Source organism: Anoxybacillus sp. J5B_2022 (genome assembly GCF_026847645.1).
Lineage (GTDB): Bacteria > Bacillota > Bacilli > Bacillales > Anoxybacillaceae > Anoxybacteroides.
On the sequence record NZ_JAPSMC010000017.1, the window covers coordinates 21,045 to 35,924 of the forward strand.

The window sequence follows — 14,880 nt, forward strand, 5'->3', positions numbered from 1 at the left end:
GGCTCATTCTCCTTATTTCCCGATTTCTAACGCTTTCATCAGCATTCCTTTGGACGCGTTGAATACCGTCACATTCGCTTCGTATGAACGAGTGGCACTCATTAAATCGACCATTTCTTTTAACGGATCGACGTTCGGCAATTGGACATAGCCGTCTTTGTTCGCGTCGGGGTTCGTTGGATCATACACAAGCTTAAATGGAGTCGGATCTTCCACAATTTTTGTAACTTTTACCCCGCTTCCGACCGACGAACGATCATCCATCGCTGCCTGTAAATACGAAGAAAAGCCTCCCTCGTTCGGCTCCATGACTACTACTTTCCGCCGGTACGGCTCCCATTGTCCATTGACTAATTTCGCGCGCGTCGTATCGACGTTAGCCATATTGGAGGAAATAACGTCCATTCTTAGCCGCTGAGCGGTTAACGCTGAAGCTGTTGTATTTAAGCTTTGAAAAATCGACACGGATTATTTTCCTCCTTTAATGACCGTTTTTAACGTATTAAACTGGCCGTTTAGCCGCTCAATTAATGCATTGTAATAAATTTGGTTTTCGGCTAAATCCGACATTTCTTTGTCAATATCGACACTATTTCCATTATGATTGTATACTACATCACTTCTTGTCGTCACTAAAAAATTGCTAGTATCAGAGCTTTTAAACGAAAAATGTTTCGGATTCGTCCGATACGCTTCAAGCGGTGCCATCGCTTGTTCGAGCTCCGTCTTAAAGCGTACATCTTTTGCTTTATAATTCGGTGTGTCCGCATTCGCGATGTTGTTCGCGATCACTTTCTGTTTTAGCGACGCATAATCAAGGCTTTGTTCGAGCATAGTAAACGTGCGGGAAAATAATTTCACCGAAAATCCCCTCTTTATCTTCTTTTTTCGACAATATCTGATAGTTTCTATTTTAAAAGAATGTGTAAATAATGTATAGCCGGAAGTTTGTACTATTTTTGCCTTTTGAGCACACAATAAAAGGAGCTGACAAAATCAGCTCCTTTAGTTAGCTTTTAACTTTTCTAATTCTGTTAAAAACTTATCGTTTAGCACTTTAATATACGTTCCTTTCATGCCAAGCGAGCGCGATTCGATAACGCCTGCACTTTCGAGCTTCCGCAACGCGTTGACAATGACCGAACGCGTAATGCCGACACGATCGGCGATTTTGCTAGCAACAAGTAGTCCTTCTGTTCCATCTAATTCTTCGAAAATATGTTCAATCGCTTCTAATTCACTGTACGATAGTGAGCTGATCGCCATTTGCACGACTGCTTTACTGCGTGCTTCTTCTTCAATTTCTTCCGCTTTTTCGCGTAAAATTTCCATTCCGACAACCGTTGCGCCATATTCTGCTAAAATTAAATCGTCATCATCAAATTCACGGTCGAGCCTTGATAAAATCAACGTTCCAAGCCGCTCGCCACCGCCGTTAATCGGCACGATCGTCGTCAAGCCCGTTTTAAACAACTCGCGGTTTTCCACCGGAAACGCCGTATATTCGCTGTTAATATCCAAGTTCGGCGATGTTTCCGTAATATTGAACAAATTGTTCGTATATTCTTCCGGAAATTGACGATCTTCTAGCATTTTTTTCATTCGTTCGTTTTCAATGGATTGTTTAATCGCAAATCCTAACAATTTTCCGCGGCGGCTGACGACAAATATGTTCGCCTCGATCACTTCGCAAAGTGTTTCCGCCATTTCTTTAAAATTAACAGGTTTCCCTGCTGCTTTTTGCAACATTGCATTAATCGTTCTTGTTTTTTGTAATAAGTTCATCTTCAACAGCCTCCTAATATTCCCTACAAAATAAACTCGCTTAAATCTTTGTTTTTGACAATATTCCCTAGTTTTTGTTCCACATATTGCGGCGTAATCACGATTTTTTCTAACACAATATCCGGTGCTTCAAATGATAAATCTTCCAACAGTTTTTCCATAATCGTATGAAGCCGTCTAGCTCCAATGTTATCTGTTGTTTGATTGACTTCAAACGCCACTTCTGCAATCTTACGAATAGCATCGTCAGAAAATTCAAGTTGTATACCTTCTGTTGCCAAAAGTGCTGTATATTGTTTGATGAGCGCATTGTTTGGTTCCACAAGAATTTTCACAAAATCATCGACGGTTAGTTTCGATAACTCAACCCGAATCGGAAACCGCCCTTGCAACTCCGGAATTAAATCGGACGGCTTTGACATATGGAATGCCCCTGCGGCGATAAATAAAATATAATCCGTTTTCACTGGGCCGTATTTCGTCATGACCGTTGAACCTTCGACGATCGGCAAAATGTCGCGCTGCACCCCCTCGCGAGAAACGTCCGCTGAGGAAGCACTTTGTCCTCTGCGCGCAATTTTATCGATTTCATCAATAAAAATGATTCCAGATTGTTCGGCAAGGTGAACCGCTTCCTGCGTTACTTCGTCCATATCGATTAATTTTTGCGCTTCTTCATTGATTAATACTTTGCGTGCTTCGCTCACTTTCAGCTTTCGCTTTTTGCGCCGCTTCGGCATGAAGCTGCTGAGCGCATCTTGCATGTTCATTCCCATTTGCTCAATGCCAGCACCTTGCAAAAAGTCAAACAGTAGTGCTTGCTGTTCTTCGACTTCGACCGTCACAAATTCGTCCTCCAGCTCTCCGTTTGCCAGCTGGGCGGCTACTTGCTTCCGCTTTTGTTCAATATATTGATCGTCCTGGCTGTAACTTGCATCTTGTTGCGCTGTCTGGCCACCGCCAAATAGTAACTCCAACGGATTTTTGATCGTCTGTTTTTGCTTTCCGGGTACTAACAGTTCAACGAGCCGCTTATTGGCTTGCTGTTCCGCCCGGTCTTTGACTTCGTTCATTTTCCGCTCTTTTACAAGCCGTACAGATGTTTCAACAAGATCGCGCACCATCGATTCCACGTCACGCCCTACATAACCGACCTCTGTAAATTTCGTTGCTTCCACTTTGATGAATGGGGCGCCTACCAGTTTCGCAAGCCGTCTAGCGATTTCGGTTTTCCCTACCCCTGTCGGCCCGATCATTAATATGTTTTTCGGTACGACTTCATCGCGTAATTTTTCATCGAGCAAGCTGCGACGATAACGATTTCTTAAAGCGATGGCCACCGCCTTTTTCGCTTCTTTTTGACCGACGATAAACTGATCCAACTTTTCAACAATTTGCCGAGGCGTTAAATTCATCGTTTTTCCCCCCTCCGCTACAATTCTTCGACGATGATGTGATCGTTCGTATACACACAAATATCCGCAGCAATTTCTAAAGCAGCTTCAGCAATTTCTTTAGCCGTCATTTGCTCACCAGCATATCGCTTCAGCGCCCGACCGGCAGCAAGCGCGTAGTTCCCGCCTGATCCGATCGCTAAAATGCCATCGTCCGGCTCGATCACTTCACCCGTTCCAGAAATCAAAAGCAAATGGCGTGCATCCATCACAATGAGCATCGCTTCCAGTCTGCGCAATACTTTATCACTGCGCCATTCTTTCGCTAATTCCACGGCAGCACGTTGCAAGTTTCCATTAAATTCTTCCAACTTCCCTTCGAACATTTCGAACAATGTAAACGCATCCGCAACTGCTCCTGCAAATCCTGCCAATACTTTCCCGTGAAAAAGTTTCCGCACTTTTCTCGCCGTATGTTTCATCACGACCGCATTGCCGAACGTCACTTGGCCATCGCCAGCCATCGCGCACGCGCCATTATGTTGAATCGCAAAAATCGTCGTTGCATGGAATTGTTCCATGTCAAATCCTCCTTTTTAAAAGACAAGAAAGTAGAAACATTTGAATCGTTGTCTAGCTGCGAACTAACATCCTCCTTCGTTCCGCTTTCTCCGCTCGACGTGCATGCACGGCTTCGTCGAAAGCTTGTGCTTCGTCGGATGTTTCCTTGGCTACGCCAAGGACCGTTCTCCGCTTTTCTTGTTTAAGCCCGCGGATGCGTACGCAAATAAATGTGGCGCAGGCGATCTTTCGTCACATGCGTATACACTTGTGTTGACGAAAGATGCGCATGCCCTAACAATTCTTGAACGGTACGCATATCCGCCCCTTCATTGAGCAAATGAGTGGCAAACGTGTGCCTAAATACGTGCGGGCTCACTTTTTGCGTCAGCGCCGCTTTTTCAACCACTTCATTCAAAATGTGGCGTACCCCTCGAGGTGTTAAAGGATTGCCGCGAAAGTTCACAAACAAATAGCTATGCGCTACTTTTCCTTTTTGCAAAAGTTCGTTTCGTCCGTTTTGCACATATCGTTCGAGCGCTTCTTTAGCAAAACTTCCAAACGGAACGTAGCGTTGTTTATTCCCTTTCCCATAAATTAAGATCGTAGAAAGCGAAAAATCGATATGAGAAAGTTGAATGTGACAACATTCACTAACACGAATACCTGTTGCATAAAGCAATTCAAGGAGCGCTTGATTGCGCTGACCGATCGCTGTATTTAAATCATTGACATGAAATAAACATTCTAATTCTTGTTCGTACAAAAAATGAGGAATTTTTTGTTCTTTCTTCGGCAGCGATGCAAGCGCAAACGGATTTTCCGCGACTTTCTTTTCCCGTAACAAAAATTTATAGAAACTTCGCAAACTCGAGATTTTACGGGAGATGGATCGGCTCGTGAAGCGTTCGTTATGTAGCTTCGTCAAATATAAACGGACATCGCTATACGTCACTTCCTCTAGTCGCTTGATCGCCTGCTCACGCATGAACGAGAAAAATTGTTCAATATCATGCGTGTAACACGCAACAGTATATTGTGAATAATTTTTTTCAATTTGTAAATATTCTATGAATAATTGTAACGAAATTTTCAAATTTTCCATTTGCCACACCTCACAAGGGCTACTAAATATTAACACATATTAGTAGCCCTTGCAATTATTTTTTATAAAATTCTGAATTGTGTCTAACGCCCGTTTCGCGTATTGTTCATTGCGGCGTTTTTTATCTTTAATCGTTTCTTCCAGCGGAGCAAATAAACCAAAATTGGCGTTCATCGGTTGGAAATATTTCGGATCCGCCGATGTAATGTAATGTGCCATGCTACCGATGGCGGTTTCTTTCGGAAATACAAGCAGCTCTTGTCCTAACACGAACCGGGCGGCATTTATACCAGCGACTAAGCCAGAAGCGGCTGATTCGACATACCCTTCCACACCGGTCATTTGTCCTGCAAAAAATAGATCATCGCGTCCTTTATACTGATACGTTGGCCGCAATAACTTTGGCGAGTTAATAAACGTATTGCGGTGCATAACACCATAGCGAACAAACTCCGCATTTTCCAGCCCCGGTATGAGACGGAATACTTCTTTTTGATCGCCCCATTTTAAATGGGTTTGAAAGCCGACAATGTTGTAAAGCGTGCCGGCAGCATCATCTTGACGAAGCTGAACGACCGCAAACGGACGCTTCCCTGTGCGCGGATCTTCAAGGCCTACCGGCTTCATCGGACCGAATAATAACGTTTTCTTTCCGCGTTTAGCCATCACTTCAATCGGCATGCATCCTTCAAAATAAATTTCCTTTTCAAATTCTTTTAACGGCACCGTTTCTGCTGAAACGAGAGCTTCATAAAAACGATCAAATTCTGCTTCGGTCATCGGGCAGTTCAAATAGGCGGCTTCGCCTTTGTCGTAGCGCGATTTTATGTACACTTTGTCCATATTGATGCTTTCTTTTTCGACAATCGGCGCAGCGGCATCATAAAAATATAAGTACTCTTCGCCGGTTAGCTCCTTCAGTTTTTCCGACAGCGCTGGCGATGTTAACGGCCCGGTGGCGATAACGGTCGGACCTGACGGAATCTCCGTTACTTCCTCACGAATAACGGTCACGTTCGGATGATTTTGAACAAAATCCGTTACGCGCGCCGCAAACTCATGTCGGTCTACTGCCAGCGCTCCTCCAGCCGGAACAGAGCATTCGTCTGCCGCTTTCATAATAACGGAATTCAATCGCCGCATTTCTTCTTTTAACACGCCGACGGCATTTGTCAACGTGTTTGCCCTTAGTGAGTTGCTACAAACGAGCTCAGCAAACTTTTCTGTATGATGCGCCGGCGTTTGTTTGACCGGGCGCATTTCGTACAATCGGACTTGAATGTTTCGATTGGCTAGCTGCCATGCTGCTTCGCTTCCAGCTAATCCTGCGCCAATGACGTTCACAATCATGCTGATTCCTCCCTTTCCGCATAAAAACGGTGAGGACTAACGGTCGCTCACCGATGATTACGATTGTGGTTCTTCTTCGTAGTCACATTTCACGCATTGCACTTGTATTCCTTTTTTCAACTTTTTCTCTACTAACAAACCGTCGCATTTCGGACAAGGGCGTGCAAGCGGCTTATCCCATGACACAAAATCGCACGCCGGAAAACGGTCGCAGCCGTAGAACACACGCTTTTTCTTGCTGCTGCGTTCAACGATATTGCCTTCATGACATTGTGGACATTTGACACCGATTTCTTTGACGATCGGTTTTGTGTGCCGGCACGCTGGAAAATTCGAACAAGCAACAAATTTTCCGAACCGCCCCATTTTATACACCATCGGGCTTCCACATACGTCACAATCAATACCGGCTGGTTCGTCTTTTATTTCCACTTCTTTCATTTCTTTTTCAGCGATGTGTAACCGTTTTTCAAACTCTCGATAAAACTCATCGACTACTTTGACCCACTCGATTTTTCCTTCCTCAATTTCATCTAAGCTTTTTTCCATTTTCGCGGTAAATTCGACATCTAAAATTTCTGGGAAAAACTCAAGGATTAATTCCATGACAATTTCCCCAAGTTCCGTCGGGACAAAACGTTTATTTTCTAGCACCACGTAATTTCGTTTTTGAATCGTATCTAACGTTGGTGCGTATGTTGACGGCCGCCCGATCCCAAGTTCCTCGAGCGTTTTTACGAGCCTTGCTTCCGTGTAGCGCGGAGGTGGCTGCGTAAAGTGCTGCTTCGGCTCAATGTCTTTGCCGATGACTGTTTCTCCTTCTTGCAAATCCGGAAGCAATCGGTCTTGCTCGTCCGTTTGATCGTCCGTTCCTTCGACGTACACTTTCATAAATCCTGGAAATTTCACTTTTGAACCGTTCGCGCGGAAAATGACACCGCCATTTTCTAAATCGACACTCATCGTATCAAGCAGCGCAGGCGCCATTTGGCTCGCGACGAATCGTTCCCAAATGAGCTTATACAGACGAAACTGATCGCGGCTTAAATACGGCTTCACCGACTGTGGGTCGCGAAACACCGACGTCGGCCGAATCGCTTCATGCGCATCTTGCGCGTTCACATTTTTCTTTTCTTTCCGCTTTTCTTGTGCCACATAGTCTTTGCCAAACGCGGATTCAATATACGAAAGCGCTTCTTTCTGCGCCGTTTCTGATACGCGCGTCGAGTCTGTACGCATATATGTAATTAAACCGACGGTGCCGTCGCTGCCAAGGTCAATTCCTTCGTACAGTTGCTGTGCCAGCATCATCGTCTTTTTCGTGCGAAAATTCAGCTTACGTGCCGCTTCTTGCTGCAAGGAAGAAGTCGTAAACGGTGGAACCGGATTTCGCTTCCGCTCTTTTCTTGTCACCGTCTTCACTGTAAAACGGTTCCCTTCGAGGCGAGCGAAAACCGCTTTTACATCAGCTTCGTTTTTTAACTCGAGTTTTTGTCCGTCCATTCCGTAAAAGTAAGCGGTAAACGCTTCATTTTGCTTCATAAACTCCGCTGGAATCGACCAATATTCTTCCGGCTGAAATGCTTGAATTTCTTTTTCACGGTCGATAATGAGCCGCAATGCGACAGATTGCACCCGGCCGGCGCTTAAACCTTTTTTTACTTTTTTCCAGAGAAGTGGACTAATATTATAACCTACGAGTCTGTCAAGCACGCGCCGAGCTTGTTGCGCATCGACTAAATGCATATTGATTGCCCGCGGATGCTGGAATGACTCGCGGATCGCATCTTTCGTAATTTCGTTAAAAACGACGCGGCAGTCTGAATGAATATCAAGGTCTAGCATATGTGCTAGATGCCATGCGATCGCCTCTCCTTCCCGATCAGGGTCGGCCGCTAAAAACACTTTTTTCGCTTTTTTCGCCGCCGTCTTCAGCTCTTTAATCACCGGCCCTTTGCCGCGAATCGTAATATATTTCGGCTCATAATCATTGTTTATATCAACGCCCATTTGGCTTTTTGGCAAGTCGCGAATATGTCCCATGGAAGCTTTTACTTTATATTTTCTGCCTAAATAACGTTCGATCGTTTTCGCTTTTGCCGGTGATTCCACGATGACGAGATAATCTGACATACTGGATCCTCCCTCAAGAGGTAAAATTAAAATCTTCATTATTATTAATGATTGTACGGGTATTTGTCAAACATGATGTGAAAAATTTTATCCACTTGGAAAAATATAGGCAAATTCATCTATAATATCTTGTGCGGTGCAAACAAGTTTTGCCCCTTGTTGAATAAGCTTATTCGTGCCACTTGCCTGTTCTAGGAAAATAGACCCAGGCACAGCAAACACTTCCCTCCCTTGCTCGAGCGCAAGGGATGCGGTAATGAGTGAACCGCTTTTTTCTTTTGCCTGAACGACGACCGTTCCGAGCGACAAGCCGCTGATGATACGGTTTCGCAACGGAAATTGCCATTTTTGCGGCTTCGTATGCGGAGGGTATTCAGAGATAATAAGGTGATCGCGCATTAATCGCTCCGCAAGCCCCCGGTTTTGCTTCGGATAAATATGCTCTACTCCCCCAGCGATGACCGCAATCGTCTTTCCGTGCTGTTCGATCGTGATTTCATGCGCCGCTGCATCAATCCCTAACGCGAGGCCGCTTACAATCGTCCAGCCCGCTTGAACGAGCGGAGGAATGAGCACTTGTAAGGCGCGAATACCTTCGGTTGTCGGTTGCCTCGTCCCGACAATGCTAAGCATTTTGAGATGTGAAAGCCATTCAATCTTTCCTTTCGCATACAACACCCACGGTGGTTCAAAACTATGCTTCAGCCATTCCGGATAATCGTCATCTAAAACAGTAATGACGTCAATATTTTTGTCCTTATATGTTTTTATCATACTTTTAATATCAAGGGAATGTAAATCTTGGAAAAACAAAGAATTTCGTTCGTGAAAAATCGACATCATCGAAGCAATAGTGGAAGATGGGAGAGAAAAAATAGAGGAAAGCGATGGATCGATGCGCAATAGACGATCGATCGTTTTCCAGCCGACGCCGCGGCAATGGTGAAGATGAATGAGGCGCTCCCGAACGGATGAGTACATCGAATCTTCCTTTCTCGTCGTAGATTGAAAAAATCGTCCCGCATAGAGCGAGATGCGCTATACGGGACGGATTGGATTAATGCGTTTTGCATTTTTCGTAAAGGCCTTGCTCTTTCAAGACAGAGATGAGCGTTTCGCCGATAACGGCAGGCGTGTCAGCTACTTTAATGCCACACTCGTTCATTTTCTTGATTTTTTCCGCCGCTGTTCCTTTACCGCCGGAAATGATGGCCCCAGCATGTCCCATCCGTTTTCCAGGAGGTGCGGTTTGCCCACCGATAAAGCCAACGACCGGTTTTTTCATGTTCGCTTTTACCCATTCCGCCGCTTCTTCTTCCGCCGTACCGCCGATTTCTCCAATCATAATGACGGCATATGTTTCTTCGTCTTCGTTAAACGCTTTTAATACATCGATGAAATTCGTACCGTTGACCGGGTCACCGCCGATACCAACCGCTGTCGATTGGCCAATGCCAGCTTGCGTTAATTGATGCACCGCTTCGTACGTTAACGTACCAGAGCGTGACACGATACCGACATGCCCCTTTTTATGAATGTAGCCAGGCATAATGCCGATTTTGCATTCTTCTGGCGTAATAACGCCTGGGCAGTTTGGCCCGATTAAGCGCGTTTTCTTGCCTTCCATGTAACGTTTGACTTTTACCATATCAAGGACAGGAATGCCTTCGGTAATACATACGACAAGATCTAAGCCGGCATCGACTGCTTCCATAATCGCATCAGCCGCAAATGCTGGCGGAACGTAAATAACGGAAGCGTTCGCGCCTGTTTTTTCCACCGCTTCAGAAACAGTATCAAATACTGGAACACCTTCAATTTCTGTGCCGCCTTTTCCTGGTGTGACACCGCCGACGATTTTTGTTCCGTATTCCAGCATTTGTTTCGTATGGAACAACCCTTGTGACCCCGTAATCCCTTGTACGATGACTTTTGTGTCTTTATTAATAAAAACGCTCATTTGTTCTCCCTCGCCTTCTTAACGTACTAGCTCGACAATTTTTTGTGCGCCGTCTGCCATCGATTCTGCCGCAACAATGTTTAAGCCGGACTCTTGTAAAATCTTTTTCCCTAATTCTACGTTTGTTCCCTCTAAACGGACGACAAGCGGAAGTTCAAGGCCGACTTGTTTCGTTGCTTCGACAATGCCGCTAGCGATGACGTCACATTTCATAATGCCGCCGAAAATGTTCACGAAAATGCCTTTGACGTTCTCATCGGATAAAATGATTTTGAACGCTTCCGTTACTTTTTCAGCTGTCGCGCCGCCACCAACATCTAAGAAGTTCGCTGGTTCGCCGCCGTAATATTTAATGATGTCCATTGTTGCCATCGCAAGGCCAGCACCGTTGACCATGCAGCCGATATTTCCGTCTAATGCGATGTAGTTTAAGTCGTATTTCGATGCTTCGACTTCTTTTGGATCTTCTTCGTCTAAATCGCGGTATTCGAGCACATCTTTATGACGATATAAAGCGTTGGAATCAAAGTTTAATTTCGCATCCAGCGCCATCACTTTGCCGTCGCCTGTCACAACAAGTGGGTTGATTTCTGCGATGGAGCAATCTTTGTCAACGAACACTTGGTATAAGCCCATCATAAATTTGACCGCTTGGTTGACTAACTCTTTCGGAATGTTAATGTTAAACGCCATGCGGCGCGCTTGGAACGCTTGTAATCCGACCGCCGGGTCAATGTATTCTTTGAAAATTTTCTCCGGTGTTTTCGCCGCTACTTCTTCAATTTCCGTTCCGCCTTCTTCCGAACCCATTAGAACGACGCGAGAAGTGGCACGGTCCACAACTAAGCCGATGTAATATTCTTTTTTAATATCGCAACCTTCTTCAATCAATAAGCGCTTCACTTCTTTTCCTTCTGGACCTGTTTGGTGCGTAACAAGCACTTTTCCTAACAGTTCGCTTGCATATGTACGAACTTCTTCCAAACTTTTTGCAACTTTTACCCCTCCGGCTTTTCCGCGGCCGCCCGCATGAATTTGCGCTTTGACAACACAAACGGCACTACCTAATTCTTTTGCTGCTTCTACTGCTTCTTCGACGGTAAACGCCACGCGGCCGTTCGGTACGGCAACCCCATAGCTTCTGAGGATCTCTTTGCCTTGATACTCATGAATATTCATATCCCATCCTCCTATGTATAAAAAGTACTAGCGCTTTCATTGTATACTGTCAGTTTCCATATTGTCTACCGTTTCGACATAAAATCAAAAAAATTCTTATAACAAAAAAGAGTTGTTTTCAAGGAAAACAACCCGCTACTTTTTCTCGCCGAGCGTTCGTTCAAGGTGGTAAATGAACGCAAACAGCTCGGCGACAACTTTGTATAGCTGCTCGGGAATCGCCTCATTAATTTCAAGTTCGCTTAACAATTGAACGAGCGATGGGTCTTCTTGGATCGGGATGCCGTTTGCTTTGGCGACGGCAATGACTTGTTCCGCCACCCGTCCTTTCCCTTTTGCAACAACGACAGGGGCAATATGTTCTTGGGAATTGTATGCTAAAGCAACGGCTTGTTTTCTTTTTTCGTTCATATGCGATAGTCTACCCCCGAATAATTATTCAACACACGTAAAAATAATACATCGCTTTGCTTTTGTTCTGGCGGTGTCGCCACCTTGACGGTCGACAGCGTATATCCGCATGCGGAAAGCCGCTCTTTCAACATTGGCTGCATCAGTGACACGATCGTTTCTAGCTGCGGCGTGTCGTTAAATAACGAAACGTGGATAATGCTGTTTTGAATGCGGACATCGACAGTTATTTCTTTTAACGCGGGAAGCTGTAAATAAAATAGCAGGCGGCAATAGTGCGGATCGATCTCGCCGTTTTGTTTTTTTCGCGTTTGCCAATGAATTGTGACATCGGTGCGCTCATTTCCGAAAAGAAACGGCAATTGAATAAATAAAGGTTGGATGGGGCCTTGTTCGTGCGAAAGCAACTGTTGGCCAGTCAAGCGGTGAATGAGCGTATCGACTTGTTTCGTTAACGTTTCGTCGCTTCTTTCTTGCTGCGCGCGCAACAGTAGCGGTTTTAACCCCTCCATCGCTCGAGCCGTTTGCACGTCTTTTGCTACGTTCGCTTCGTACTCCAACCCGAGCGCTTTGATCAGCGCTTTCATATGTTTAGCGAACGTTTTCGGCAGTTGATCCAGCCTTTGTTCTTGCTGGTCGTCAACCAAAAGGCGATTCATTCGCTCTAACTCTCCGAGGAGCGTTTGTTGCGCTTCCGACAGCTGTTGCTTTGGAATCGATGCGAGCGCGCGCTGCAAATCGGAAAGCTGTGTCGCGAGCGACTCGGGATGTTGCACTGCCTTCAACGCGAAAAAGACCGATTCCGTCACCGGCAGCCGATTCGCATACATCATTTCCAACGCACGCAAATTAATGTCTCTTTCCGGTGTGGCGAGCAGCCATTTTTCCGCTTGGACGATGTCTGCTTTCGCAAACGGCACCTGTTTTTGCAACAAAAAGCGGAGGAGCGACTGCATCTCACGGGAAAGCCGCCATTTTTTCACCAATTGCTCTGCAATCTGTTCGATGGTCGCCTCGCTTCGTTCACTAGGCGCATCTAATCGCTTGAGGAGAATCGTTTCCTCCTCTTTCGTGACTTGAAACGAATAAAATTGGCCAGCTTGAAGCGGCGTTTGTAGCTCGGCTTCGATCATTTCTCCGCCAATTCTCACGAACGCCATCCCGTTCGCCCCTATTTTTTCTACTTTTCCGTATACGACTTGACCGTTTTGCAGAGGAACGGACGATGCCGAAGTTGGCCACCGCTGTTCCGTCGAGCCACTGACACGTTGGATCATCGTTTCCCTCCTTCCCTCAATCTTTTTATTCCAATAACAATAGTTCTTTTACCGGTGCAAATGAGCGACGGTGATGCTCGGTAACGCCATATGTGCGAATCGCCTGTAAATGGTATTCTGTTCCATACCCCATATGCTTTTCAAAGCCGTATTGCGGGTATTGTTCGCCAAGCTGTTTCATAATCGAATCGCGCGTCACTTTTGCGACAATGGAGGCTGCGGCAATGGAAACGCTGTTCGCATCGCCTTTGATAAGGCTTTGCTGCGGGATGGCAAGCGGAAGTTCCATCGCGTCAATTAACAAATAATCCGGCTGCGGAAAGAGCTGCTCGACCGCTTTCATCATCGCCTTTTTCGCTGCTTGATAAATATTGAGTTCATCAATTTCTTTCGCTGACACGATGCCGATACCGATAGAAACAGCGGCTGCTTGAATTTGTTCAAATAGCGCTTCCCGTTTAGCCTCTGATAGCTTTTTTGAGTCGTTTAAGCCCGGCAAATACACATCAGGCGGCAAGATGACGGCACCGGCGACAACCGGACCAGCAAGCGGCCCTCGACCTGCTTCGTCGATGCCGGCAACGTAGGAAACTCCTTTCGCATAAAGTGACTGCTCATAACGCGACATTTGTTCCCACTGGTTTCGCTCTTTCTCAGCGTTTTCTTTTTGCTTTCGCCAGCGAGCCAACAGTTTTTGCACACTTTTTCGCTCATCGCGAGCGATTTCTTGAAAAAGCGGATGCTGCTCGTCTAACGTTAGTAATAGTTGTTGGATTTCTTTCACCGTACGTTTCATTGATGATCGTTCCTCTCTATTTTTTATATCGGCACATTCGCAAAAAAATAAAGCCCGGTTTGTTCGGGCTTTACGGTTTCTCAAAGCTGAGGCGGCCAAGTTTTTCTGTTCGGATATCGCGAAGGACAAGTTCTGCCACTTTATCGTAATCGACCGCTCCGCCGCTGGCGAGACAGCCACGGCGTTTGCCGATGGCGTCAAACAACTCGACGATGTCATCTGGAATGTCCGTAAGCGAATAGCGCTCTTTTAGGCGGTCTGGATAGTGCACGGCTAAAAAACGGAGCGCATAAACCGCTACGTCCTGCAAATTTAAAATCGTATCTTTAATCGCTCCTGTTGTCGCAAGTTTCAAACCAACTTCTTCGTCTTCAAACTTTGGCCATAAAATTCCTGGTGTATCTAAAAGCTCCATTTCTTTTCCAACTTTAATCCATTGCTGCGCTTTTGTCACGCCTGGCTTATCACCGGTTTTGGCGATATGTTTTCCGGCGAGTCGGTTGATGAGCGTCGATTTACCGACGTTCGGAATGCCGACGATTAACGCGCGTAGCGGACGAGGGTTTTTAATCCCTTTTGCCGCCATTTTCGCAAATTTTTCTTTTGTCATGTCTTTGGCGGCGGCAACGATTTGTTTCATACCTGTTCCGGCTTGTGAATCGATGGCGAGCGCGCGCAATCCTTGCTCGGCAAAAAAGGAAATCCATTCGTTCGTTACTTTTTCGTCGGCCATATCGGCTTTGTTGAGCAAAATAATGCGCGGCCTGTTCGTTAAAATTTCGTCGATCATCGGATTTCGCGAAGAGAGCGGAATGCGCGCATCTAGCAGTTCAAATACAACATCAATCAACTTTAATTTTTCTTGCACTTCGCGCTTCGCTTTCGCCATATGGCCTGGAAACCATTGGATCATCATTACTTCCACCTAC

At 45.6% G+C, this 14,880-nt stretch carries 15 protein-coding genes; all 15 read right to left on the reverse strand.

The features are described from left to right. Positions 1-12: 12 nt before the first annotated feature. A complete protein-coding gene (gene flgC / locus M4I42_RS06930) occupies positions 13-465 on the reverse strand; it encodes a flagellar basal body rod protein FlgC (protein ID WP_268851482.1) in 453 nt (150 codons plus the stop codon). Positions 466-468: 3 nt separating this feature from the next. Beyond that, positions 469-861 (reverse strand): flagellar basal body rod protein FlgB, encoded by a 393-nt coding sequence (gene flgB / locus M4I42_RS06935; protein WP_268851483.1) that lies wholly within the window; start codon positions 859-861, stop codon positions 469-471. A gap of 144 nt (positions 862-1,005) precedes the next feature. Beyond that, positions 1,006-1,785 carry a GTP-sensing pleiotropic transcriptional regulator CodY gene (gene codY / locus M4I42_RS06940; RefSeq protein WP_268851484.1) on the reverse strand — a complete coding sequence of 260 codons (780 nt, stop codon included), beginning with the start codon at positions 1,783-1,785 and terminating at the stop codon, positions 1,006-1,008. A 23-nt stretch (positions 1,786-1,808) separates the two neighbouring features. After that, positions 1,809-3,200 carry an HslU--HslV peptidase ATPase subunit gene (gene hslU, locus M4I42_RS06945; RefSeq protein ID WP_268851485.1) on the reverse strand — a complete coding sequence of 464 codons (1,392 nt, stop codon included), beginning with the start codon at positions 3,198-3,200 and terminating at the stop codon, positions 1,809-1,811. 17 nt (positions 3,201-3,217) lie between these two features. Further along, complete coding sequence (gene hslV, locus M4I42_RS06950) at positions 3,218-3,760, reverse strand: ATP-dependent protease subunit HslV (protein WP_268851486.1); 543 nt, start codon at positions 3,758-3,760, stop codon at positions 3,218-3,220. 182 nt (positions 3,761-3,942) lie between these two features. After that, positions 3,943-4,845 carry a tyrosine recombinase XerC gene (gene xerC, locus M4I42_RS06955; RefSeq protein ID WP_268851487.1) on the reverse strand — a complete coding sequence of 301 codons (903 nt, stop codon included), beginning with the start codon at positions 4,843-4,845 and terminating at the stop codon, positions 3,943-3,945. 39 nt (positions 4,846-4,884) lie between these two features. Next, positions 4,885-6,195 carry an FADH(2)-oxidizing methylenetetrahydrofolate--tRNA-(uracil(54)-C(5))-methyltransferase TrmFO gene (gene trmFO, locus M4I42_RS06960; protein WP_268851488.1) on the reverse strand — a complete coding sequence of 437 codons (1,311 nt, stop codon included), beginning with the start codon at positions 6,193-6,195 and terminating at the stop codon, positions 4,885-4,887. Between the two features lie 57 nt (positions 6,196-6,252). Further along, positions 6,253-8,328: a type I DNA topoisomerase gene (gene topA / locus M4I42_RS06965; RefSeq protein WP_268851489.1), complete on the reverse strand. Its 2,076-nt coding sequence runs from the start codon at positions 8,326-8,328 to the stop codon at positions 6,253-6,255. Between the two features lie 87 nt (positions 8,329-8,415). Continuing rightward, positions 8,416-9,309: a DNA-processing protein DprA gene (gene dprA / locus M4I42_RS06970; RefSeq protein ID WP_268851490.1), complete on the reverse strand. Its 894-nt coding sequence runs from the start codon at positions 9,307-9,309 to the stop codon at positions 8,416-8,418. Positions 9,310-9,385: 76 nt separating this feature from the next. Next, positions 9,386-10,288, reverse strand: a complete 903-nt coding sequence (sucD, locus tag M4I42_RS06975) for a succinate--CoA ligase subunit alpha (RefSeq protein WP_268851491.1) — start codon at positions 10,286-10,288, stop codon at positions 9,386-9,388. An 18-nt stretch (positions 10,289-10,306) separates the two neighbouring features. Continuing rightward, positions 10,307-11,467 carry an ADP-forming succinate--CoA ligase subunit beta gene (sucC, locus tag M4I42_RS06980; RefSeq protein ID WP_268851492.1) on the reverse strand — a complete coding sequence of 387 codons (1,161 nt, stop codon included), beginning with the start codon at positions 11,465-11,467 and terminating at the stop codon, positions 10,307-10,309. Between the two features lie 135 nt (positions 11,468-11,602). After that, positions 11,603-11,878, reverse strand: a complete 276-nt coding sequence (locus M4I42_RS06985; RefSeq protein WP_268851493.1) for an EscU/YscU/HrcU family type III secretion system export apparatus switch protein — start codon at positions 11,876-11,878, stop codon at positions 11,603-11,605. Then, entirely contained in the window at positions 11,875-13,155 is a 1,281-nt protein-coding gene (locus tag M4I42_RS06990; RefSeq protein ID WP_268851494.1) for a hypothetical protein, read from the reverse strand. The genes M4I42_RS06985 and M4I42_RS06990 overlap by 4 nt, the downstream gene beginning before the upstream one ends. A 25-nt stretch (positions 13,156-13,180) precedes the next feature. Further along, positions 13,181-13,951 carry a ribonuclease HII gene (locus M4I42_RS06995; RefSeq protein WP_268851495.1) on the reverse strand — a complete coding sequence of 257 codons (771 nt, stop codon included), beginning with the start codon at positions 13,949-13,951 and terminating at the stop codon, positions 13,181-13,183. Positions 13,952-14,021: 70 nt separating this feature from the next. Further along, complete coding sequence (gene ylqF / locus M4I42_RS07000) at positions 14,022-14,876, reverse strand: ribosome biogenesis GTPase YlqF (protein WP_268851496.1); 855 nt, start codon at positions 14,874-14,876, stop codon at positions 14,022-14,024. Positions 14,877-14,880: the final 4 nt, after the last annotated feature.